The sequence below is a fragment of the Dorea acetigenes genome (assembly GCF_025567385.1).
In the GTDB taxonomy this organism is placed as follows: domain Bacteria; phylum Bacillota; class Clostridia; order Lachnospirales; family Lachnospiraceae; genus Claveliimonas; species Claveliimonas acetigenes.
This window is the reverse complement of the sequence record NZ_JAOQJU010000029.1, coordinates 1-24,052: the sequence shown is the minus strand read 5'-3', so window position 1 is coordinate 24,052 and position 24,052 is coordinate 1. Positions and strand designations below refer to the sequence as shown.

Here is a 24,052-nt window from a genome sequence, read left to right as displayed (position 1 = left end):
TTCCTCAAAAAAATCTGACAGCTTACATTGCTGCCAGATTTTCTTTTTCATCTGTCGGTTTTGGAAATTCCGGCTTTTCATCAATTCTCTGGATTAGTACGAACATAGTAGCCGCAACTGCTGCGCATACTACCGTCACGCTGCCAATCCGCATAAAATCTTTTATCATCCATTCATAGAATCTATACTCTGTTGCCAGAACGGAAAACAGGTTCATCACCATATGCCCCACAATCGGCGCTTTCACAGAGCCGTATTTCTCATACATATACGCAAGCAGCATCCCCAGTATAAATCCGTATACCATCTGCACGATATTTCCATGGAACAGCCCGAATACAAGAGCCGAATACACTGCAGCATACAGAAAACCAGATCTTTCCCGCATCCTCTTAAACATCAGCCCACGGAAAACAAGCTCTTCACAAATTGGAATCAAGACAACCAGGCAGAGCAGCTGCATCTCCAACGGAGCACTGTACAGCGCAGTTGACGTTTCTTCATAACCGTCACTTATTGAAGCAAGATTGCTGATAATAATCAGGTTATTTAAAGCCACGCACATCGCAGCAGAAATGGCAATAACCGCTCCATATTTCCAAAACGGCGCTTTCTTATTCGTCATAATCCCTTTTACCTGTTCTGCCTTCCGATCCTTGTAAAAGAAAAACAGCAATATAGGAATTGTAATCAACGCAGCAATTCCTTCAATCTGTGTCGCATATTTCATAATTTCTTCTGAAATACTCATTGAAAAATTCAGCATCGCCTCTTGATTATCTGCAATCCCGGCTATCTCATCATAATGCATAGATGAATACGCCAACAAATATAAAACAATTACCACAAGGCTCACCGCAAAACTAATTCCCCATTTAATAATAAGCGGTCCCCACAGACGCCAAAATCTCTTTCCATAACTCTCAGGCGGATAGGATGGCATTCTCTGCTCTCCCGTCCCCCGTTCATAATCATTCTGCATAATAACCCTCACTTTCACAGCTCTTAGCTTACTTTATTCTACTTCTACTTCCCGAAACATGCAATAAAAAAAGTATAAACTCTTTTCGCTAACATTTCCTTTACTTTCTTATTTTTTTGCAATATAATAGAAAAAAATTCTATATAAAGGATTTTTGGAGGATTTCAATTTGGAAAACTTAAATCAGATTATTGCAGCAAATTTAAAAGAACTCCGCAAGAAGAAAGGATTAAGCTTGGAGCAGGTATCCGTCCTTACCTCCATCAGCAAAAGCATGTTAAGCCAGTTGGAAAGAGGCGAGGTAAATCCAACAATCTCTACCGTCTACAAACTGGCATTAGGCCTTAAAGTTCCGGTTACCGCTTTTACTGCCAGCAGACCTCGGCCATTTACCAGTTCCAACAAGCATCAGCTTTCTCCCCTGACCGGAGATGACGGACGCTACCGCCTCTATCCGATTTTTGGTTTCCGGGAACATCAGGATTTTGAGATTTTTGACCTGGAATTTGATGAAGGCGGTCAGATGGACGGCAACCGGCAGATGCTCGGAACCCGGGAGTTCATTACCATCTACAGCGGAGAACTCACCCTGGTCTTTGATGACCATGCATATGTTTTGAAAGCAGGGGATCATGCATCCTACAATGCTTTTGATAAATACACCTACAAAAACACTGGAAAAGGGATGGTGACAGCTAACATCGTCGTCCATTATCCAAATTAAGAAAGGAGTCTTACACAATATGGAAGATCAGAAACAACGCGTGTACAACGCACTGGACAAGCTTGGAATAAAATATGAGGTTGTGGAACACGAACCCGTTCATACAATGGAGGATATGGATCGATTGGGATTACCTGCAAAGGGAACTCTGTGCAAGAACCTCTTTCTCCGGGATTCTAAGGGGAAGCGTCACTTTCTTGTAACCTGCGACGAAAAGAAAAAAGTAGACTTAAAAGCACTTGGCCGTACTCTGGGGGCAGGAAACTTAAGCTTTGCTTCTGAAGAACGGCTGGAAGAGCATCTGGGGTTGAAACAGGGGAGCGTATCCCCCTTTGGTCTGATGAACGACACAGAGCATAAAGTAGAGTTTTTTATTGACAAAGACTTAAGCAGATGCAAAAGCCTGGGCATCCACCCATTGGAAAACACTGCAACTGTATTCCTCTCTTTCAAGGATCTGGATAAGTTCCTGTGGGACTTAGATGTTGACGTCATTAAAATCAAACTGTAGCACAAAAAAGAAGCATGAGCGGCTAACCGACAGCGCCCATGCTTCTTTTTTGCACACATTCTAATATACTTCTAACCTTCGAGAGAACGCTTCTTTGTAATCGTTACCTTTTCATCATAGCAGGTGAAGATTTCATCCACTCTCTCCTTCTTAAGCTTCGGTGTAATCCAACTTACAACCGGTACGATAATTAACCCGGCTATCATCGCAAACGCTCCGGCATTAATCGGTGATTCAATATATTTTAAGAACATATTGGATACTGTAATACCCACGCCAGCTGCAAAGCTCGCCCACACAGCCGCTCTTGTAACCCCTTTCCAGTACAGGCCGTATAAAAACGGCGCCAGAAATGCCCCTGCCAAAGCACCCCAGGAAATTCCCATCAACTGCGCAATAAAGGTCGGTGGATCCATTGCAATGACTACAGACAATACAATGAAGAATACAACCAGTACCTGCATGGTCCGTACCTGCTTCTTTTCTCCCATATTTTTCATGACATTATCTTTCAGAAAATCCAATGTCAGCGTAGAACTTGAAGTAAGAACCAATGAAGCCAGCGTCGACATGGATGCAGAAAGCACAAGTACTACCACAATACCGATCAGAATATCCGGCAGTGTTGACAACATATAGGGAATAATGCTGTCATACACCACTGCTCCCGTCTCAGCATCATAGATGGATGGATTGTCAAATAGTCTCCCAAATCCTCCCAGAAAATAGCATCCACCGGAAATAACCACTGCAAAAAGTGTCGAAATCACTGTTCCTGTATTAATCGCCTTTTCATCTTTGATAGCATAGAATTTCCCAATCATCTGAGGAAGTCCCCAAGTTCCAAGGGATGTCAGGATTACCACACCCAGAAGGTTTAAAGGATCCGGCCCAAAGAAGGAGGTAAACGCTCCCGGCTGCCCTGCCGTCACTGCCACATCACTGGGAATCTCTGCCATCTGACGAATTGCCTGAATAAATCCTCCCTGTCCGCTGAGAACAGCGGCTATAACTGCAACAATACCGCCCAGCATAATGATTCCCTGAATAAAATCATTAATTGCCGTTGCCATATAACCCCCCATAATAACGTAAATGCCTGTAAAAATTGCCATAACAACCACACAGACCGTATATGGAATATCAAATGCCATTCCGAACAATCTGGATAAGCCATTATATACCGATGCCGTATAAGGAACCAAAAAAATAAACACAATAGCGGACGCTGTAATCTTAAGCGCCTTACTGTCAAATCTTTCCCCAAAGAAATCCGGCATGGTCTTAGAATTTAAGTGCTGTGTCATAACCTTCGTACGCCTTCCAAGCACTACCCACGCCAAAAGACTTCCGATAATCGCATTTCCCAGACCAATCCAGGTAGATGCCAGTCCATACTTCCATCCAAACTGTCCCGCATAACCTACAAATACAACCGCTGAAAAATAAGAGGTCCCATAAGCAAAAGCCGTAAGCCAGGGACCTACGGATCGTCCTCCCAACACGTATCCGTCTACACTCGTTGCATGCTTTCTGGAATAGATACCCACCGTCACCATCACCGCAAAAAATACAACCAGCAGAATTAATTTAATAACCATATCTTTCCCTCATCTTTCCTTTTGTTCTTCGCTTTAAACCGTTGCGCTTTAAAGCGTTAAAGCTTATGGATGTATATTACCACACGATTCTTATTTCTGTCAATAGAATAAAAAAAGATGAAGCCGTTACTTCATCTTTTCCACTCTGTCCTGGACAGTCTTATTAAAATTCTCAATCCGTCTGCTGTATGACTCTGCCATATATTTAGAATTCAGCATAAAATCTGCTGTTGCCAGATTGTTCGCAATTGGAATATCATATACTACCGCAATGCGAAGCAACGCCTTCACATCCGGATCATGGGGTTGTGCTTCCAGTGGATCCCAAAGGAAAATCATAAAATCAATCTGTCCCTCTACGATTTTTGCGCCAATCTGCTGGTCTCCGCCTAACGGGCCGCTGCAATATCCTTTTACCGGAAGTTCCGTTTTCTCCGCAATTAACCTAGCAGTCGTCCCTGTCCCACAAAGGAAATGTCCTTTTAATATTTCTTTATTCTTGTCACACCACTCCACCAGTTCTTTCTTTTTCCCATCATGGGCAACCAATGCAATATGCTTTGTCTTACCAATTTCTAATGTTACATACTCTTCATTCAACATATGTTTTGTCATCCTTTCTCATTATCATTTTTCCTCTACCATTGTTCCATTGCATCAAATCTGGATGCTGTTAAAAGTGCAATTAACATCGTAATCATCAGGCAATAAATCGGGAGAATAAAAAATATCAGATTATAATTTACCAATATTCCAAACAGTAATGCTGCCGCAACGCCAATTCCAATCGTCGCCCCCTGCACTACCATAGCAAAAATTGTCTTTCCGGTATTACCCAGGGTATTTCCCAGAATACTTTCTCCTAAAACTTTTATATACAGCCGATTCGCCTGTAAAACAACATAAATCACCAGAGAAGCTGCCATCTGATAGGCAGGAATCCTCCAGGCAATTCCTACCGGAATGATAAATATAATGCCATCAACCAACGCTTTTATGTGTTCCATCAGCGTCGCGTACCACAATTTTTTTATTGCACTGTCAGGGATCAGATAAATATAAGGCTGTTCCAGCTCTTTTCCCCATTTTCCAAGATAACCGGTACATAAAAACACGAAATACGCTTCTACACCCAGCAACGCAATTCCCGGCGGATAATTTTCCGGTCTTCCTATCGCTGCAATACATACAATTACCCCTATCACGCTGTATAATGTCATTGGCCCGAAGATAAAGAATCTTTCCTTTTTATATTCCAAAAGCTGCCTGTAAAATACCGCTTTCGCCCCGCTTCCTTTATAGATTACCCCGGCCTTACGGAATTTTCTCTTCTTGCCGCCAGAAAAAGTAAACTCACCTTTTTTACTTCTGTTTTTCCTCTCCACATAATCATCTGCAAATTTAGCGGCATCCTCATAATATTCTCCGGTACATTGTTTCTTTAGCGCCGCTGCAAATACAACGCCGCATGTAAGCAGATACAGAACCGTACAGACTACATTCAGGGTTGTCGGACCCAGGATAATCAAGCGAACAGCCGCCACATTCCAGCCTGCTACCGGAACCATCTGCAAAGCCTCCAACTCCATCACTTCACGAAATGTAGATACATGGATACCGTTCTTTTTTAAATAGTAAAAAAGAAGCAGCAAAACACAAAAGAACACAAGATAGATACATCTGCAAATAATTTTCACAGCGCTTCCCTGCTGTTCTCCTCCTGTATATAAAAGGATAATCAGACTGCTCTCCAAAATTACCTCCAACACAAAAGAAAAAAGGAACAACAACAGCGCTTTTCCCACCGAGAGGTGAAAAATGCTGACTGCCACTGCAGCAAAAATAATATCCATCAACAAGGTCAGTGCAAAATTCTTCATCGCACTGTGAAGAAGAATCTGCTTAGGACTAATCGGTGTCGGGAATACTAAATGAGAATGGCTTGGCAGAAAAATTACTCCCTTGCGCTTCGCATAGGTAATAAAATTACTTCCTATCTCCAGATAAATCCAAATCGTCAGCACATAGACCAAACCAGTTACAGATGCCAATCCGCCTTCAGCCGCCAGCACGCCCCATCCATACAAAATCATCACTGCATACAAGATACCAATCGCCAGATAAATATAGGTCACCGGTTTCTTCAGCGCTTTGCAGATACGGTTCTTAAGGCTCATTTTTGTCAGATACCAGAGCGCCTTCATGATTCTTCACCGCCTGTCATCTCAAAGAACAATGCATCCAGGTCCTTATCCCCTACCTCTTCTCTGGTATAAGAGCCTATGATATGTCCCTTTTCCATAACGAACATAATATCCCACAAATCCTCTACCATCTCCAGCATATGAGTACTGATCAAAACAGTTACTCCCTGCTGTCCTAATTCCCGAACGACCTCTTTCAGCTCTTTAATTGCCTTTGGATCCAATCCAACCATCGGCTCATCCAACAGAATTACTCTTGGCTTCACCGTCAGGGCACAGCAGATACTAACCTTCTGCATCATCCCCTTGGACAGCTCATTTCCCATCTTATCCTGCTTATCCGCAAGTTCAAATCGTTCCAGCATATCCGTAATCTCTTCTTCCGTTATCTTGCTTCCATATGCCTTCCTGATATATTCCACATGTTCCCTCACCGTCAGCGCTTCAAATAAAGAGGGCATCTCCGGCACATAAGCAAAGATACGCTTTGCTTCCATCTGTTTTGCCGGGAACTCTTGGATTTGTATATTTCCCGAATACCGCAGAAGCCCCGCAATGCTTTTTATAATCGTAGATTTCCCCGCTCCGTTAGGCCCAAGCAATATGCCAATCCTTCCATCCGGGACAGAAAAAGACACCTGATCTACTGCTATCTGTTTCCCATATTTTTTACTTAGATTGTTAATCTGCAACATGATTAATCCTCCAAAAGTTCTTCCCAAAGCTGTCGGTTGCCGCTCTGGCACAGTCTACTGCTTCTCCACAACTTCTCCCTGCTTTTTATAAATACTCCCTGACGGAACAAAGCCTCTCACAGAAGAAAGCGGATAAATATTCGTATGGCTCCCTACTACGCTTCCCGGATTCAAAATAGTTCCACATCCCACTTCTACTTCATCGCCAAGCATAGCACCAAACTTCTTAAGACCCGTTTCTATATTTCCCTCCGGCGTCTTTACAACAACTAATGTTTTGTCAGATTTTACGTTAGAAGTAATGGAACCTGCTCCCATATGAGACTTATATCCAAGAATAGAATCACCCACATAATTATAATGGGGAACCTGTACCTTGTTAAACAAAATGACATTCTTAAGCTCCGTTGAATTACCAACAACCGCCCCTTCTCCTACAATTGCATTTCCACGGATAAACGCGCACTGTCTGATCTCAGCATTCTTCCCGATAATGGCAGGCCCTTTAATATAAGCAGAAGAAAAAACATTCGCCGACCTGGCTATCCACACATCATCCCCAACCTTATCATACTCTTCTTCCGGAAGTGTCTCACCAAGCTTCAGGATAAATTCACTGATTTTTGGAAGAACTTCCCATGGATAGGTCACTCCATCAAAAATGTCTTTTGCAATCGTCTCTTCCAGCGTATACATTTCTTTCACTGTTATTTCCTTCATTTCTTCTCTCCTTTATTTCCTTTTTTATAAAACTGCGCCGCCTTATCATAACAACTCTGCAGCTGATATTGATTATGCATTCCCAACACACTATTGGTTCGGGAAAGAATAAAATGTTCCAATTTCTGCATGTATTCCTCGGACGTAATCTCTCCCTCTGCCACGTAAGTAAGTCCCTTCTCCCAGCTTGCGGTAAGCTCCGGGTTCAGGAGAGACTTAATCGAATGATCCACCACATCGTAAATCATCTCTCCCTGTAAGGTCGGCGTCACAATCTGAGTCTTCTTATTCAACGCCAGATATTTATTATGAAACAATTTCTTAAGAATCTCTCCCCGGGTAGCACTGGTTCCAATTCCACTTCCTTTTATCTGTGCCCGCAGCTCTTCATCTTCAATAAGCTGCCCTGCATTCTCCATAGCAAGAATCAAAGACCCTGAATTATAGCGTTTCGGAGGTGATGTTTTCCCCTCCTTAATATTCAGTCCCATCACCGGAAGTATCATCCCCTTCTTCAGGGACTGTATCCTTTCAAAAAAGGCAGTATCCGTATTCCCTGTATCTGCCGGGCCTTCCTCCATCTGTTGTTTTTCATCAGGCACCGAAGCATTCTTCTTCGGATTCGGTACTCCCAGCACCTTCAGATACCCTTCCTCTGCCAGAACCTTGAAATTAGCAAAAAACTGCTCTTCCCGCATCTTTGTAATGATTGCCACTTTCTGGTATATTGCAGGCGGATAGAAAATACTTAAAAATCTTCTCACAATCACATCATATACCTGCCTTGCTGTATACGGCAGGCTTTTCAGAGCATTCATTCCCTGCCCTGTCGGGATAATTGCATAATGGTCGGTAATCTGCTTATCATTCACATACCTCGTCTTCGCCAGCCCCTTATGGCTTCCCATGGCCGCGATTTCATTCAGATAAGGGACTGACGTCTCATACTTCATCAAACCATTCAGATTCTTATGAATTTCCTTCGCCACTGCCGTAGACAGAACTCTAGCATCCGTTCTCGGATAAGTCACAAGTTTTTTCTCGTACATCTCTTGCACAATCTGCAAAGTCTCATCCGGACTGATTTTAAATCTCCTGGAACATTCATTCTGAAGCTCCGCAAGATTGAATAAGAGAGGCGGATTTTTCTTTTCCTTTTTCTTCTCAATAGAAAGGACTTCACACTGCAAAGGAGTTTTTTCTTTCAAATAAGAAACCAGTTCCTCTGCCTTTTCTCTCTCTTTAAACCCATTTTCCTTATACAAATCAAAAGACTGAAAATAACGGGATCCCTTCACCGCCTTCCATTCTCCCTCAAAAGTCTGTCCACCGGCATCTACTATATTCACCACCCGGTAAAAGGGGGTCTCTACAAACTCCCGTATTTCTCTTTCTCTGCGCACTACCATTCCCAGCACACAGGTCATGACCCTTCCAACGGATATCACAGAATATTTACTCTTTAGATAATTGGATATGCTGTCTCCATACTTCAGTGTCAGAAGCCTGGAAAAATTAATTCCCATCAGATAATCTTCTTTCGCCCTAAGATAGGCGGAGGAAGAAAGGTTATCATATTCTGACAAATCCTTTGCCTCGCGGATACCGCGCAGGATTTCTTCCTCAGTCTGAGAGTCAATCCACACTCTTTTTCTCTTCTTCCCCTTCACACCTGCCATCTGCTCTACTAAGCGGTAAATATATTCTCCCTCCCGCCCGGAATCAGTACAGACATAGATAGTCTCTACATCTTTTCGGTTCAGAAGCCTCGATACAATCTTAAACTGTTTCTCCACTCCGGGAATTACTTCATATTTAAATTCCTTTGGTAAAAACGGCAGAGTCGCAAGACTCCACCGCTTATATTTCTCATCATAAGCTTCCGGGTAGCTCATCGTCACCAAATGTCCCACACACCATGTCACAATGGCATCCTCTGACTCTATGTATCCGTCGTTTCTTCTGCCGGACAGCTTTAACGCTTTGGCAAATTCCTGTGCCACACTTGGTTTCTCTGCAATATATAATGACTTGCCCATAAACTTCTATGTTCTCCTATTTCCTAAAGATGCGCATAACGCGCTCTGCAAAGGAGGTTCTTTTCTCTACCGTCACGGTCTTCCTCGCATAGAGCGCTTCTTTCATAAATCTCTCCTGAGAATTAATGAGCGGCTCTTTCTGCTCTTTCTTCCTGTACACACCGTCACTGTGCAATTCACGTGCCTTTACATTATCCGCCAGCATAACATCCAGATAATGGTTGACCTGCTTTTTAACATTTTCATCCAGGATAGGACATGCAACCTCCACACGTTTCTCCGTATTGCGTGTCATCATGTCCGCAGAGCCAATGTAAATCTTCTGACCCGCTCCCGTACCGAAGCTGAAAATCCTGGGATGCTCAAGATAGCGTCCCACGATACTTGTCACAGAAAGATTATCCGTATACCCCTTTACTCCCGGAAGTATACAACAGATTCCCCGGACAATCAAGTCAATCTTCACTCCCGCCCGGGAAGCTTCTGATACCTTCTCAATAAAATCAACGTCTGTCACCGAATTCATTTTCATCACAATGCGGCCGTTAGGTCCTTTTTTGATTTCTTCATCCATCAAATGCAGTACCTTAGGCTTTAAGCTTGTAGGTGAGACAATCAGATGCTTATAAACGCCATCCAAATTACTGATGGACATATTTTTAAAGAATTCCGACGCATCCGCGCCGATTTCCTTATTTGCCGTCATCAAAGACAGATCTGTATACATAGCCGCCGTCTTCTCGTTATAATTACCTGTACCAATCTGCGTAATATATTGAATCTCATTCTTATTGCGATAAGTAATCAGGCAGATCTTAGAATGTACCTTATACCCTTCAAAGCCATAGATGACACGGCATCCCGCTTCCTCCAGGCGCTCAGACCAGTCAATATTATTCTGCTCGTCAAACCGGGCACGCAGCTCAATTAAGACCGTAACTTCCTTCCCGTTCTCAGCCGCCGCACAGAGGTATTCCACCAGACGTGCCTTCTTCGCCAGTCGGTAAATGGTAATCTTAATCGTCATGACACTTGGATCTGAAGCCGCCTCTTTAATCAACTGCAGGAACGGCTCCATACTCTCATATGGATAGAACAGCATAATATCGTTCTTCTTAATCTGACGCATCACACTTCCATCCTGCACATGTCTGGATATCTGCGGTGAAAATGGCTTATCGGTCAGAGACCGCTTCATTGCATCCGGAAGATTGCCGCTGATTGCAAACATATAATCCAGCTTCATAGGCATCTTGGTGCGGAAAATCTGCTCCTTCTTAATATTGAACTTTGTGCAGAAATACTTCTCCGTCTCCGGGCTTAGCTTCTCTGCAATCTCCAGACGCACCACCGCCATCCTTTTGCGCTTATGCAGACTCTGCTTCATCAGATAACGGAAATCATCATTAATCTCCAACAGTTCATCATCCGGCGTGATATCGGCATTCCGCGTCACACAGATATAATTCTTATCAGACACTTCATAATGCTCGAATACCAGCTCTATATACTCCATAATCACCTTTTCCATGCGGATATAGCGGATATCATGCCCCGGCAGATATAGAATATCTGAAACAAACTTCGGCACCGGAATAATGCCAAGCATATTCTTATTATCAGCTTTCAGATTCGCAGTCACATAAATGTCTTTATTAATTAAATGCGGAAACGGATGATTGGCATCCACAATCTGCGGCGACAGAATCGGAAGAATCTCTTCTTTAAAGTACTTCTTTACATATTTCTTCTCACCCTGCTCTAACTCCTTAAAATCCAGCCCACAGACACCGTAAGGATGGAGCTGCTTCTTAATCTCCGCATAAGTCTTATCCCGTTCCTTATAAAGCGGCGCTACCGCCTCATATATTTTCTCAAGCTGTTCCTTCGGCGTCATACCCGAACGACTGTCCCTGGTCTTTGCATCCGTCGCCGCCATATCAAAAAGGCTTCCCACACGGATCATAAAAAACTCATCCAGATTACTTGTGAAAATCGCCACAAATTTCATCCGTTCCAACAGCGGAACCGTGGGGTCTTGCGCCTCTTCAAGTACTCTTTGGTTAAACTTCAGCCAGGATAATTCTCTGTTTTGTGTGTAATTCAAAATCTCTTCTTTCATTTTCCGTTTCCTCTTTTTGCTTAAAAATCTTTTCTTTCATTTTATCACCAACAATGCTCAAAAGAAAGCCCATGTTTTGTAAACATTACGTTAAGCAAATGTTATATCCTTTATTTCTTTAAAATCAATGCCACAAAGGACAGATCTTCTTTCCCGGTATTCTTGATTCCATGTCCGCAGCCATCCTTACAGAATGTTACATCTCCGGCCTCTACAGGAACTGCCCTGCCATCATCTTCATACATTCCCGTACCGGAAAGGATATAATAAGTCTCTGTCTCACCGTGATGCTCATGATGTCCCAGCTCACATCCCGGCTTCAGAGTCACACGGCTGAACATCTTGCAGTGTTCTCCCAGCTCTTCCGGTAAAAGCAGTGCTTCCTTCATAATAAAACCTGCTCCTCCATTCACACGTTCTACTGTAACAACTTCTCTTTCTCCCGCTTTTGTCATAAAATACGCCTCCTTTTGTATTTCATTGTAACAGATAACGGGCAGAGTCGTAAAGCAACACTTTCCGACTCTGCCCGTTAATTAATTGACAATTCTATAATATTCCTTTGCTGTCATTCCGAATACAATTCCATAAAATATCGCAAACACCACCACAGTTGCAATAGTACAGCTCAAAAACAACGGCACATTTACCAGATTCAACACAGCCAGCAGCTTCGTAATAACTTTAAACGCTACTGCGATATGAATAATTGCCACTACAAGGGGCAGGAAAAATACAGTAAGTATCTGGCTTCGGATGGAACTTCGGACTTCCCGTTTGCTCATTCCCACCTTCTGCATAATCTGATAACGCTCTTTGTCGTCATATCCCTCCGATATCTGCTTATAGTAAATAATCAGAACCGTCGCCATCAGGAAAAGAAATCCCAGGTAAATTCCAATGAATAATAAACTGCCATACAGAGAGTAGAAGCTTCCCCGGCTCATCTCACGGCTTTCATATACGCTGTCTCCTATTTCATTCGTAATTCTTCCCTGCATCCCCTCTGTCGCAGCAGTACAATCCTTTTCTTTGCCTTTTAAATCAAAAGACCATTTATGCTGCATTGCGTAACTTCGCTGCTTCCATTCTTCCTGAAGGCTGCTGTTCTCGGAGACACTTTGAAGAAAGGCCTGGATTGGAGCCTCATCAGCAAAAATCACATAATATCCTTCTACAATCCTGGATGCATTCTTAGGCTCCAGCTTCATACTTTTAAGCTCTTTTGCCACACGATAAGTCTGATCATCAATCTGGATGGTATTCTTCCCATACAGCGCTTTCTCTGTCGTATATACAATTACCTCATCTGGCGCCAGAGACATATCGTCACTCTCCATCCGATTATAATCCTCCTGCAAAATCATGTAAAATTCGCACACATTTTTGGTTCCGTAACTTCCCTGATCAGTCAGAAAAAAATGTGTTCCTTCCTTTACTGCAGATAAGGCGGCAATGTGATATTCCAACTCATCCGTTATCTCCACTTCATTTTTTTCTGTCTCTTCTACGACAATTTCTCTTATCCTCTCTTCATCCTCTGCATTTGTCTTATATTTGGTGATAGCAATTTCATGAGGAAACCTGGTTTTCAGCACATCCTCCATCCCCACATACAGAGATACTGTAGTAGATACCATTACCAATACCATCGTACTTAAAATACAGATGTTAGCAAGGCCTACTGCATTCTGCTTCATTCGGTAAATCATACCGGATATTGCCGTAAAGTGCTTCATTTTATAGTAATATTTTTTATTTTTCCGCAGCATTTTCAGGAGCGCAATGCTTCCCGCTATGAACAAGGCATACGTCCCCAGCACTACGCAGATGACTGCCAAAAAGAAGGCTTCCAATGCTGCAATCGGCGACTCCGTTGTCAAGGCAATATAATAACCGATTCCCAACGCCAAAATACCAAAGAGGGTCAACACCCATTTGGTCTTCGGTTCTTTCTCTCCCTGATTGCTCCCCCGCAGAAGCTCCACCGGATTCGCAAGCCTGATCTGAAGCAGGTTATAGCACAACGTCATCGCAAAAATCACGCCAAATAGAACCAGTGTCCGAACCATGGCTGCAGCTGAAACCTCAAAATTCATTCCCACATCATAATGCAGAATCCTAAGCAGCACCAGCCACATTAATTTACTAAATGCAACTCCAAGAGCCAATCCTGCTGCTACGCTTACAATGGCAGTAAATATAGTCTCTATGGTAAGCATTTTAGCAATATGCCTTTTCCCCATTCCCAGAATATTGTAAACGCCAATTTCTTTTTTCCTGCGCTTAATCAGAAAGCTGTTCGTGTAAAACAGAAAAATCACAGAGAAAACTACGATAATCCTGCAGGCATAGTTCAGAATCAGCTGTACATTTTCCTCTTTTACACTTCCATTCTGAGAAAGAGAATCCATAATGTAATACATCATAACCGTAAGGATTGCTGTAAAAATATAGGGAATATAAGTCTTCCAATTATTTTTCATGTTCGCGGAAGCAAGTCTTATATAAATAGAGCTATTCAAGTTCCTCACCTCCTGCGATCAGGACGGTAAGTGTATCTGAAATCCGCTGGTACATCTGTTCATTGGTGAGATTTCCCCGGTACAGTTGATGGAACACTTCGCCATCCTTGATAAACAGTACTCTGTTCGCTGTACTTGCCGCCTTCACACTATGGGTTACCATCAAAATAGTCTGTCCATCCTGATTAATTGTGGTAAAAAGATTCAAAAGCTCATCGGATGCCTTTGAATCCAAAGCCCCCGTCGGCTCATCCGCCAGGATCAATTGCGGCTTCGTAATCAGCGCCCTTGCCACTGCCGCCCTTTGCTTCTGCCCTCCTGACACCTCGTAGGGGAATTTTTGCAGGATTTCCTGAATTCCAAGCTTCTGCGCAACCGGTAAGATACGTTTCTGCATTTCCTCATATTTCTTTCCCGAAAGGACCAGCGGAAGGAAGATATTATCCTGGATAGAAAACGTATCCAAAAGATTAAAGTCCTGAAACACAAATCCCAGGTTCTGCCTCCTGAAAGCCGCCATTTCCTTCTCTTTAATCTTACTTAAATCATTGCCTTTCAGATATACCTTTCCTTCTGTAGGTTTATCAAGGGCTGCCAGGATATTAAGAAGCGTCGTTTTCCCGGATCCCGATTCTCCCATAATCGCCACATATTCTCTCGGCTCCACCGAAAAATTAACATTGCGGAGCGCCTCCACCTGATTTCCTCCAAAACGGGTCGTATATATTTTTTTCACATTTTTTACTTCCAATATACTCATCATTTTCCCTCCTTCATTGATATCCTTATTATATAGAAGAGGAAAATGTCGTTCCATCGAATCAGCTAACATCTCCCTTACATTTTTGTCACATTATTCAACTGTCATTTCTTTTCGTCCCAGAATCAGATATACCTTCGTCCCCTTCCCCGCCACTGAATCAATAGCAATACCATGGGAAAGCTTATCCATCACACGCTTACACAGATACAGCCCGATTCCTGTTGATTTCCCATCTCTGCGTCCATTATATCCTGTAAAGCCACGTTCAAATACGCGAGGCAGTTCTTCTGCTTCAATCCCGATTCCGGTATCTTCAATCACCAACGCCTGATTCTGTGTATAAATGGAAATCTTCCCTTGTTTCGTATATTTCAGTGCATTCGATAATATCTGCCCAATTACAAACACCAGCCATTTTTTATCTGTCAAAACTTTTCTGTCATCTATGTCAATTTCAAGTTTTATCTTCTGCAGAATAAACAATTGCGAATATTTACGAACCGCCTGCTTCGCCAGTTCTTCCAGCGAGTGCCACTGAAATACCATGTCCGCGGACATGGAATCCATACGAAGATAGGTAAGTACCATATCCACATATTGTTCTATTTTAAAAAGTTCAGCCTTCAGCGCCCTGGTATACTCCGTATCCTGTGATTCTTCCTGAGACTGCAGGAGAATCCGCATCGCAGAGATTGGTGTTTTTATCTGATGCGCCCACAGACTGTAATAATCCATCATATCCTGCTGTTCCGTCAGATATTCTGTTTTCTGCTCATTTATCGTGTCGAGGAGTTCTCTCACCATCCACTGATAATCTTCTTCCACCAAATTTTCCGGTTCGGGAAGCATCTCCCACTGTGTCTTCGTCTTCCCTTCTAACTCCAGAAGCTCTTTATGCTTCTTTCGATATCTCATAAAATCCATCGTCCAGAAAAACAGCAGCCATAGAGTCGACAGAAAAACGGCATAGGAAAGTGCCTCTGTCTTTACGCCATAAAGGGAAAAAATAATTACGAATATTCCCATAAATCCCAGATATGTCCCAATATGCCATCGTTCCTTCTTTACATAACCACAAAATACTTTCATGCTTTCACCATATACCCAATTCCTTTTTTTGTAACAATCATATCTGCATGTCCTGCCAGAGAAAGCTTTTTACGAAGCCTTGCCACATTCACTGTAAGGGTATTGTCATCGATAAATTCATCACTCTCCCAGAGTCTTTCCATAATATCGTCCCGGGAGACAATTTTCCCCTTATTCTCCAAAAGCATCTGCAAGATTTTAAATTCATTTTTTGTAAGCTCTGTCTTCTTACCCTGACAGGTAAATGCTGCATCGCCCAGATCCAAACTAATTCCTTTGTATTCTATTATATTTGACATACCTGCGAAGGAATAGGTTCTTCTCAAAATTGCCTGCACCTTGGCAGTCAGCACATTTAAATCAAAAGGTTTCTCAATAAATTCATCCCCGCCTATACTCATCGCCATAACAATGTTCATCTTATCATCGGCAGACGAAATAAAAAGAATCGGTACCGTCGACACCTTCCTGATTTCCGTACACCAGTAAAACCCATCAAAAAAGGGGAGTCCGATATCCAACAGGATAAGATCTGCTCCAAAATCTTCAAATTCTCCCCGGATATTCTTAAAATCTTCTGCGCACTGCACTTCGTAATCCCATTTTTTCAAATGACTCATCAATGTCTGTGCAATCGTCTTATCATCTTCAACAATAAAAATCCTGTACATTGCTGTCTTCCTACCTCCATTCAGACAACAGTGTACAGGATTTATTTTTCATTTTCTACATTTTCAATTATTCTTTTAAAAGAATTCATAAAATCTTAATGGTAAGATTTACTTCGATAATTTTGCAGGAGCGTCGTTCGGCAAGTCGCCAACCAGTTTGTATTCTACGTCTCCGTTAAGCGGATCGCCAACCTGAACTGGACGTTCATCATCTTTCTGCCATACAAACCAACCGCCGTCATATAATTTCATATCATCTACGCCATTCTCATAGCAGATAAACCATGGAACACATGCTCTCCAGCCAGTACCACAGTAGAATGCCAGTTCATTTTCAGATGAATAACCATATTTCGCCCACAGCTCATTTGCCTTGTCCAGACTAATTACAGTTCCATCTTCATTATAATAGGAATCTGTATTTTCTCCCCAGACAGCGCCTTTTGGCTCACCAGCCTTATGGATATATCCATAGCCGCTGACCTGTCCGGTATATTCTTCGTAACTCCTGATGCTGACTAACTTAAAGTTATCATTCAACGCATTGTGTAAAATATAATCTTCATCAATTACCCAATCCGGATGCTGTGGAACGGTTGTGCCAAATTCTTCAACTGCCTCTCTGACTTTTCCTTCCCCTTCTTCAATCGGATATCCAGCCTCTTTCCATGCATTCATATCTCCGTCAAGCAACTTAACATTTTCTACACCTGCCCACAGGCATACAAATGCAAGACGCGCACCTGCAGAACTTCCATAACAGATAACTGTAGTATCTTTCGTAATTCCGTTTTTCAGAAGGAACTGTTCTATCTCTTCTGGTGTACGGATATTCCAGTTAACATCTTCTTCGATATCATCTGAATTAATGTGGATCGCACCCGGGATATGGCCTGCCTGGAAAGATTTGGATGTTACGCCCCAAGAACATTCCATAATCACATAATCATCAGCCTTCGGATTCGTTCCATCCACAAAGCTCTTTACATATTCCGGAGATACATAAGACTGTCTGGATGTCACCTGGTCAAACCGATCAATAATCGTTGCGCATTCAGCCCGGTTCGCACTTCCCTGTGGATTAATCTTTCCATTATCTCCGGTAATAATCTTATCTGCAACACACCAGGAAACCGCCTCTTCAGCAAATCCTGTCACGCTTTCTGCATCAGGATAAGCACTGAAATCCACACTATCAGCAATATCATATCCCTTGTAGTCCGCATAACGGTACATTAACGTAGCCATCTGTTCACGCGTAATCTCATCATTCGGTCCGAATTTTCCAGAATCTGAGTATCCTGTAATAATTCCTTCACCTGCAGCCCAGGTTACAGCTTCCTTGTACCAATCCTGATCCAAATCCGGGAAACTTACCTTGTTCTCTTTCACTTCCGGTTCTCCTTCAAGCCGATACAAAATTACTGCAAACTGCGCACGCACAAGACTATCCCCTGGTGCAAAAGTCTCCTTATTCAGACCAGTCATCAGCCCCTTGTCATACACATTTTTCACATAGCTGTAATACCAGCTATTTTCTGCAACATCCGTATACGGAAGCGCTTTCTGCTCTGCTTCACTTACAAATTCCAAATTTGCACTGCCAAGCACCACAACACCTGCCAGAAGAAGCGATAATCCTCTTTTTCTCATTGAAAAGCCCTCTCTTTCCTCAATATTTTTCTTCATTATACCTTTGGAAAAAAGGACTTTCAAATTGTTTTTATCAATATATAGTTCGAATTATAGATATTACTAATGAAAGAAATGGGCACCTATCTGCATTCCATAACCACCCTGATCGAAATACAGACAGTTCCCGACGGGATTCACTCCCGCAAGGGCATCTTCTGCCGCCTGCATTGCTGCCTGTGTATAGCCTGCTGATACACGTACATTGTCCAGCCATCCTGTCATTGCAGGAGTAAATTGTCCTGACTGATAGATGACCTCCTCTATACTGTTTGGATAAGAAGCGCTGTTCACCCGGTTCATGACTACAGCTCCTACTGCAACCTGCCCTTCATAGGACTGATTGCCTGCTTCACAGAAAATGATAGATGCCAAAAGCTCCCGTTCCCTCTGTCCGGCGGCCGCTGCCGCTTCTTCTGCACGACGTGCTTCCTCTTCTGCCTTTCGTGCTTCCTCTGCTTTGATTGCTTCTTCCGCTTTTGTTTGCAGAACTTCTTTCGCTTTTCCCACCGTCGTAAGCGTAACCGCATTGGATAAAGCTTCATTTACTCGGCCATGTTCCTGTACTTCTGAAGCTTTCATATCTGCCGTATCTTCCGGCTGCAGAGCCGCTGCCCGGCTGGTAAATCCCGCTGCCAAAAGCGTCGCTCCCAATACAGCCATAACTGCTTTCTTTTTTATTTTATAATTCAACATTTGATACCCTCCTGTAAATATTTCAGATATAATGCAAAAATTGTTTTAATAAAGTATACTCATTTTTTTCAACTTTATTACAATTATTACAATTCCATTACATCACAACGGAGGGTATCTTAACACATCCTATTTTTTATGTCAAATACAAGTATTGGCAGGCCTTCCTCTATTTTCTAATTATAAAACTTCTCCATAAATCTTTGGATAATAATTGCGCATTCCGCACGGCTTGTGCTGCCCTGTGGGTCAAGACGATAAGAGCCATCTTCATTTTCTTTTCCTTCAATGATTCCATTTTCTACCGCCCACTTCATAGCAGTTTCTGCGAATTCGCTTACCTGTTCTGCATCAGAAAAGCTGCTGAGGTCTGCTGTCTTTGAAATATCGTATTTCTTATAATCCGCATAACGATACATCATAACTACCATCTGCTCACGGGTAATCGGATCGTTCGTTCCAAAGTATCCGGAATCTGTATATCCGGTAACAACCTTCGCATCAGCCGCCCAGAGAACTGCCGTTGAATAGAACTGTCCATCCGGTACATCCGGGAATCTATTCGTATACGCTGCAGCCGGCTTTCCTTCCATTCTGTGAAGGATGGTTGCAAACTGTGCACGCGGCAGGATTTCATATGGTGAGAAATGCGTAGGATCTGTACCCGTCATGGTTTCTGCAAAGTAGTTGTGGTATGCTCCATCGTAGAACCAATCAGTTTCTGTTACGTCTTCGTATGGAAGTCCCTTGCTTTGCAGAGCCTTTGCCGCTTTGTCAAGCGCTGCAGCCGCATCATCAATTTCTTTCTGCGTTGCATCCGTGTCTGCCAATACCTCTTTTGCCTGATTCAAAGCTTCTTCGTAAGCTGCCCAGCTTTCTTCCGTATACTTAACTTTCTCTGTATCCGCTACTGCTGCCTTAACCGCTGCTTCCAAAGCTGTCTTGTCTGTTTCATTCGGTTTTTCCGCTTCTTTAACAGTTACCTTAAAGGTGTCTGTCTTTCCTTCATATGTTACCGTTACTGTCTGCTCACCAGTCTTAGTCGTATCATAACCGCTTACTTCGCAGTCCGTTACTGCAATATCTTTTGTTGTACCATCGCTGTATTTTGCAGTCACTTTCATTCCGTCAAGGTCAAGCTCGTCACCTACTGTGTACTCCGTCTTCGTCGGTGCTGTTACCGTAATGGATACTACCGTTACAACCGGTTCCGGTTCCGCCGCCTTCAGCTCATTCTGTGCTTTGGTAAGAGCTGCCGCTGCTGCATCTACTTCTGCCTGTGTTGCCGCATTGCTTGCATAAATATCATTCGCCGTCTTCAACGCTTCTGCATATACTTTCCAGGTAGCTTCTGTATACTCATCCTGATTTCCTACGGATTCTGTTGCATCAATGGCTGCCTTCAATGCATCTTTTTCTACATATTTCAGCGCCTCTGCTGCAATTTCTTCCGCCGTCATAACACGGCTTACAATCTTATAATTGTCAATCAGGCCGGTCATATACTCTCCACTCACCCAAGTGGATTTGCCAATGTAGAGGATACTGTTGTCTCCCAGTAATTCAGGAATCGATACAATACTTTCTTCCCGTCCTGCTTCTACACCATTTACATAGAGAATCGTCTCATTCTCTGCATAAACAACGGTGATATAAGACCACTTATTCTCACCTGCCGCATATTCCGGTGAAACAGGTCTTGTCTGCTTATTGCTATTATAACGCTCTGCCTTTATCGTACCATTGGCATCAAAGATTCCCAGGTACTTTTCACTCTGCCACTCCTGCTTGCTTGCATTCGGAGCTGCAAAGAATCCCCAGTTTGTCGCACTCCGTCCAGGATTGATCTGGAAGGATACGGTCATTTCTTCCACACCTGTCAACAGGCTTGTACCGTCTTTTGCTGTTACATTCAGGAACTGGCTGATTCCATCCAGCTTCAATGCCTTTCCTGTACCATGGTCAACCAGTGTATAAGTACCGGATGCCTCCGCGTTGCCGCCGTCAAATGCTTCGCCTTCTGCCGGAGCTGCATCGAAGTTAAAGTCTGCCAAAACTTCTGGAATTTCTCTGGGTTTTGTCTCCAGATTAGAAAATGCTTCCTTCAGCGCTTTTACTGCATTATCTACCGCTTCCTGTGTAGTATTACCTGAATCCAAAATCTTTTTCGCTTCATCCAGCGCCGCCTGATATACTGCCCAGCTTTCTTCTGTATATTTCACACTGTCTTCTTCCGAAACAGCTTTGTCAACAACATTCTGCAGAGCCGTCTTATCTACATACTTAATATACTCTACTCCGCATACCGTACATTTTGCTCCTGTCTCTCCGGCATCCTCACCATAATGCAATTCCTTCTTCTGCGTCCCACAAAGATTACATTTTACTGTATGATACGTTGTATCCGGTGTAATGGCAGCATCCCAGACATATTCATGCTTAAGCATACTTCCCTTTAACGGCTGTGTATCAACTGCGCCGCATTCACATACTGCTGACTGTGTTCCATCCGTAATACAGGTGGCGTTATTGTCAGAAGTATATTCCCCAAATATATGCTGATGAACACTTCCATCCGCAGATTTCGACACACGTTTAAAAAGGGAAACATTATCACCCGAACCAATCGTAAATCCATTGTTATACACAAGCGTACTGAAGTCATTCGTTCCACTGGTTCCTTTATATCCGGTAAGAACCCCATTCGCATAACCAAATCTGGTATAATATCTGCTGTCAAAGTGATTGCCTGTAATCTTAACTGCTCCATCTGAAGGATACAGATAGATTACCTCTCCGCCTGAAGAATCTTTATAATCATAATTCCAGGTACTGAGCCAAAATTCATTCTCTCGAACCTGATAAGAATGCACTACTGCATTGTCATTATATGGAGCTGCATAATCAATATAGAGCGTTCCATCTTCGTTTGCTTTCACTTCAACTGCTGTCTCTCCAATGGTTCTCTTGGTTATTGTCATGGCTTTTGCCTGTCCTGCGCCATTCTCTGAAACAATCAGATATTCTCCATTGGATCCCAGCGAATCAACTTTCTCCCAAATCTGCTCTGCAGGATCTTCTTTTTCATAAATATACACATGACTGTTTCTCGGATCCGTAGAAGTAGACGTTCTGCCGAACTTTAACACCTTGCTTCCTACGCTGTAACGAAGGAATCTGGTATCATCACTATTTGGCACAAGCTGATTTACAACATTGTCGCTTTCACCTGCCACCCCTGTCTTATAAGTCCAGAAATATGACTCCCAGGCACTGGTTGGGTCTGTCCCGAATGCCGGAGCAGAGTTTTCGTTTTTCAGAAAATTCTTTGTGGAAATATTCTGAAGCATGTAACCGACTCCCGGGTTCGCGCCCGTGTTATAAGTACAATCCCAACGGCACGCTGAAAGCTCAGAACTTAAAGGAAGGCAAATCTCATTTCCATCATCCGCTATCCAAGTATTGTCTACCGTTGTAACATTAGAAGTTCCATCTGTCAGCATATATTTTATACCATTATTTGTGTAAAACTCACTATTCCATACTAACAAATACTCTTTTCCGGGAGTCAGGGTATCCACAAGATGATAGGAAACTGTCTCTTCATTCGATTCATATTGCGCATAAAGGACGGTGTCCCGCTCTATATAAATGCTGTCGCCCGGCTGATACTGATTTCCTGTTCCATCTGCATTTGTACTCCAACATTTAAACCGTGCCCCTTCCTTTTCCGGGGTTATACGGCTAACCGTGTCCCAGGACTGCACTGTTTCGCAGCCATCAATCTCCGTACCACCATTAGACTGATAAGTTACCCTGTATGTTTCTCCATAATTCAGAGCATCTGCATGATTTCTGTTTAGGGATACAGAATATTTATCAAGCAATCCATCTGCATGATACCTTGCCACTTCAATCCTGTCGTCATAAATCAGCCACTCACTGACCGTAAGTTCATCCGTAGGTTCTATATCAGAAGGATTATTGTTAATGTCTCCGATATACCCTACATATCCATAATTCATGTATGCAAAATTGAGAACCGTAGAAGTTCCTGATTTATTTGCAATACTGGTTTCCGTACATACTCCTAGTTTATCACCTTTTGTAAAACCGGTAATAGAACCGCCTACAAGTTCATCGCCATTCGTATGATTATGTCCGAACAGATAGATAATATCCAATTTCTTCGCCGCTTCATTAATCACATCAAAAAGCAAATATGCGTATTGGTTATTCCCATCCTTACGATCAATATCATAATGAAGTCCGGTATGGGTAGCAATAAAAATCGGACGCGTCTCGCCTGCTTCTATTTTGGCAGAAAGCCAGCTTTCTAATGCCTCCGCCGTTCCTTCTACAATTGTCCGCACACTGCTATCCCCTTGCTTGCTTGGAAAATCATCTTCATTGATAACATAGACAATAAAATCATCATACTCAATTGCCCCCGTAGATGAGAGTCCTGCTGTCGCCGCCGGGTCATGATTCCCCTGTACCAAAATCATTTCTTCATCTGTAAGATTGCTCCATTTGCTTCTTACAATACTTTTTACCTGTCTCATCCCTTCTTCAGAAGTCGAAGTTGAATCCAAACAGGAAAAATCTCCTCCGAAAATCATGTAATCCGGCCTGACTCCTGCGTCATACGCTCCGTTTACAAGACCTGTAAGCTGCGGCTGAAGCGTCGCCCAGTCGTCTACTCCATCCGGCCACAGCCATCTTTGATAATCTGAAAATGTCAGAATACTCACACGTGGAGCCTGGCTCCCGGAAGCAGACACCTCCAATTTTTGTGTAGGAAATATTCCCAGTAACATTGCGAGTACTATCAATAATGAAAGCACTCTTTTTCTGTGTTTTTTCATTTGCATCCTCCTTTTTTGTTTATTTAGCCGTCATAAAACCATAAAACTATATTCAGTATACCCTACTGCAAATTCCGGCTCATCTGACCACGCATTCCGCTAAGAGCTGATCAGTCTTTCCGGATGTAACTGAACGCGTTTCCGCTTCAG

18 protein-coding genes are annotated in these 24,052 nt (G+C 42.9%); 2 read left to right on the top strand and 16 right to left on the bottom strand.

The genetic code is table 11. From position 1 onward, the window contains the following. Positions 1-22: 22 nt before the first annotated feature. Positions 23-982, bottom strand: coding sequence for a CPBP family intramembrane glutamic endopeptidase (locus OCV99_RS15430; protein WP_262575903.1), 960 nt, complete (start codon positions 980-982; stop codon positions 23-25). Positions 983-1,151: 169 nt separating this feature from the next. On the opposite strand from OCV99_RS15430, the gene OCV99_RS15425 reads away from it, so the two are divergent. Continuing rightward, positions 1,152-1,706: an XRE family transcriptional regulator gene (locus OCV99_RS15425; RefSeq protein ID WP_158371743.1), complete on the top strand. Its 555-nt coding sequence runs from the start codon at positions 1,152-1,154 to the stop codon at positions 1,704-1,706. Positions 1,707-1,725: 19 nt separating this feature from the next. Next, on the top strand, positions 1,726-2,217 hold the full coding sequence (locus OCV99_RS15420) for a prolyl-tRNA synthetase associated domain-containing protein (RefSeq protein ID WP_158371741.1): 492 nt from the start codon (positions 1,726-1,728) through the stop codon (positions 2,215-2,217). Between the two features lie 71 nt (positions 2,218-2,288). On the opposite strand, the gene OCV99_RS15415 is transcribed toward OCV99_RS15420, so the two are convergent. From OCV99_RS15415 to OCV99_RS15345, 15 genes are all read right to left on the bottom strand, one after another. After that, a complete protein-coding gene (locus OCV99_RS15415) occupies positions 2,289-3,818 on the bottom strand; it encodes a sodium:solute symporter family transporter (RefSeq protein ID WP_158371739.1) in 1,530 nt (509 codons plus the stop codon). Positions 3,819-3,944: 126 nt separating this feature from the next. After that, a complete protein-coding gene (locus OCV99_RS15410) occupies positions 3,945-4,421 on the bottom strand; it encodes a methylglyoxal synthase (RefSeq protein WP_158371758.1) in 477 nt (158 codons plus the stop codon). A 35-nt stretch (positions 4,422-4,456) separates the two neighbouring features. Continuing rightward, positions 4,457-6,022 carry a putative ABC exporter domain-containing protein gene (locus OCV99_RS15405; protein WP_158371737.1) on the bottom strand — a complete coding sequence of 522 codons (1,566 nt, stop codon included), beginning with the start codon at positions 6,020-6,022 and terminating at the stop codon, positions 4,457-4,459. Next, positions 6,019-6,717, bottom strand: a complete 699-nt coding sequence (locus tag OCV99_RS15400) for an ABC transporter ATP-binding protein (protein ID WP_158371735.1) — start codon at positions 6,715-6,717, stop codon at positions 6,019-6,021. The genes OCV99_RS15405 and OCV99_RS15400 overlap by 4 nt, the downstream gene beginning before the upstream one ends. Before the next feature lie 54 nt (positions 6,718-6,771). Next, positions 6,772-7,437, bottom strand: a complete 666-nt coding sequence (locus OCV99_RS15395; protein ID WP_158371733.1) for an LbetaH domain-containing protein — start codon at positions 7,435-7,437, stop codon at positions 6,772-6,774. After that, complete coding sequence (locus OCV99_RS15390) at positions 7,434-9,476, bottom strand: DNA topoisomerase (protein WP_158371731.1); 2,043 nt, start codon at positions 9,474-9,476, stop codon at positions 7,434-7,436. Before OCV99_RS15390 ends, OCV99_RS15395 begins: the two co-directional genes overlap by 4 nt. Before the next feature lie 16 nt (positions 9,477-9,492). Then, the gene (gene ppk1, locus OCV99_RS15385) at positions 9,493-11,598 is read right to left on the bottom strand and encodes a polyphosphate kinase 1 (protein ID WP_158371729.1); all 2,106 of its coding nucleotides are present in this window, start codon (positions 11,596-11,598) and stop codon (positions 9,493-9,495) included. A 110-nt stretch (positions 11,599-11,708) separates the two neighbouring features. Beyond that, on the bottom strand, positions 11,709-12,053 hold the full coding sequence (locus OCV99_RS15380; protein WP_158371727.1) for a cupin domain-containing protein: 345 nt from the start codon (positions 12,051-12,053) through the stop codon (positions 11,709-11,711). Between the two features lie 81 nt (positions 12,054-12,134). Further along, the gene (locus tag OCV99_RS15375) at positions 12,135-14,132 is read right to left on the bottom strand and encodes an ABC transporter permease (protein ID WP_416810600.1); all 1,998 of its coding nucleotides are present in this window, start codon (positions 14,130-14,132) and stop codon (positions 12,135-12,137) included. Continuing rightward, positions 14,116-14,883, bottom strand: coding sequence for an ABC transporter ATP-binding protein (locus OCV99_RS15370; protein ID WP_158371723.1), 768 nt, complete (start codon positions 14,881-14,883; stop codon positions 14,116-14,118). The genes OCV99_RS15375 and OCV99_RS15370 overlap by 17 nt, the downstream gene beginning before the upstream one ends. A gap of 93 nt (positions 14,884-14,976) precedes the next feature. After that, entirely contained in the window at positions 14,977-15,975 is a 999-nt protein-coding gene (locus OCV99_RS15365) for a sensor histidine kinase (protein WP_158371721.1), read from the bottom strand. Beyond that, positions 15,972-16,646 carry a response regulator transcription factor gene (locus OCV99_RS15360; RefSeq protein WP_158371719.1) on the bottom strand — a complete coding sequence of 225 codons (675 nt, stop codon included), beginning with the start codon at positions 16,644-16,646 and terminating at the stop codon, positions 15,972-15,974. The genes OCV99_RS15365 and OCV99_RS15360 overlap by 4 nt, the downstream gene beginning before the upstream one ends. 108 nt (positions 16,647-16,754) lie before the next feature. Beyond that, positions 16,755-18,299: an S-layer homology domain-containing protein gene (locus OCV99_RS15355; RefSeq protein WP_227191827.1), complete on the bottom strand. Its 1,545-nt coding sequence runs from the start codon at positions 18,297-18,299 to the stop codon at positions 16,755-16,757. Positions 18,300-18,401: 102 nt separating this feature from the next. Then, complete coding sequence (locus OCV99_RS15350; protein ID WP_158371715.1) at positions 18,402-19,034, bottom strand: cell wall hydrolase; 633 nt, start codon at positions 19,032-19,034, stop codon at positions 18,402-18,404. Positions 19,035-19,210: 176 nt separating this feature from the next. Further along, the gene (locus OCV99_RS15345; RefSeq protein WP_262575895.1) at positions 19,211-23,902 is read right to left on the bottom strand and encodes a LamG-like jellyroll fold domain-containing protein; all 4,692 of its coding nucleotides are present in this window, start codon (positions 23,900-23,902) and stop codon (positions 19,211-19,213) included. Between the last annotated feature and the right edge of the window lie 150 nt (positions 23,903-24,052).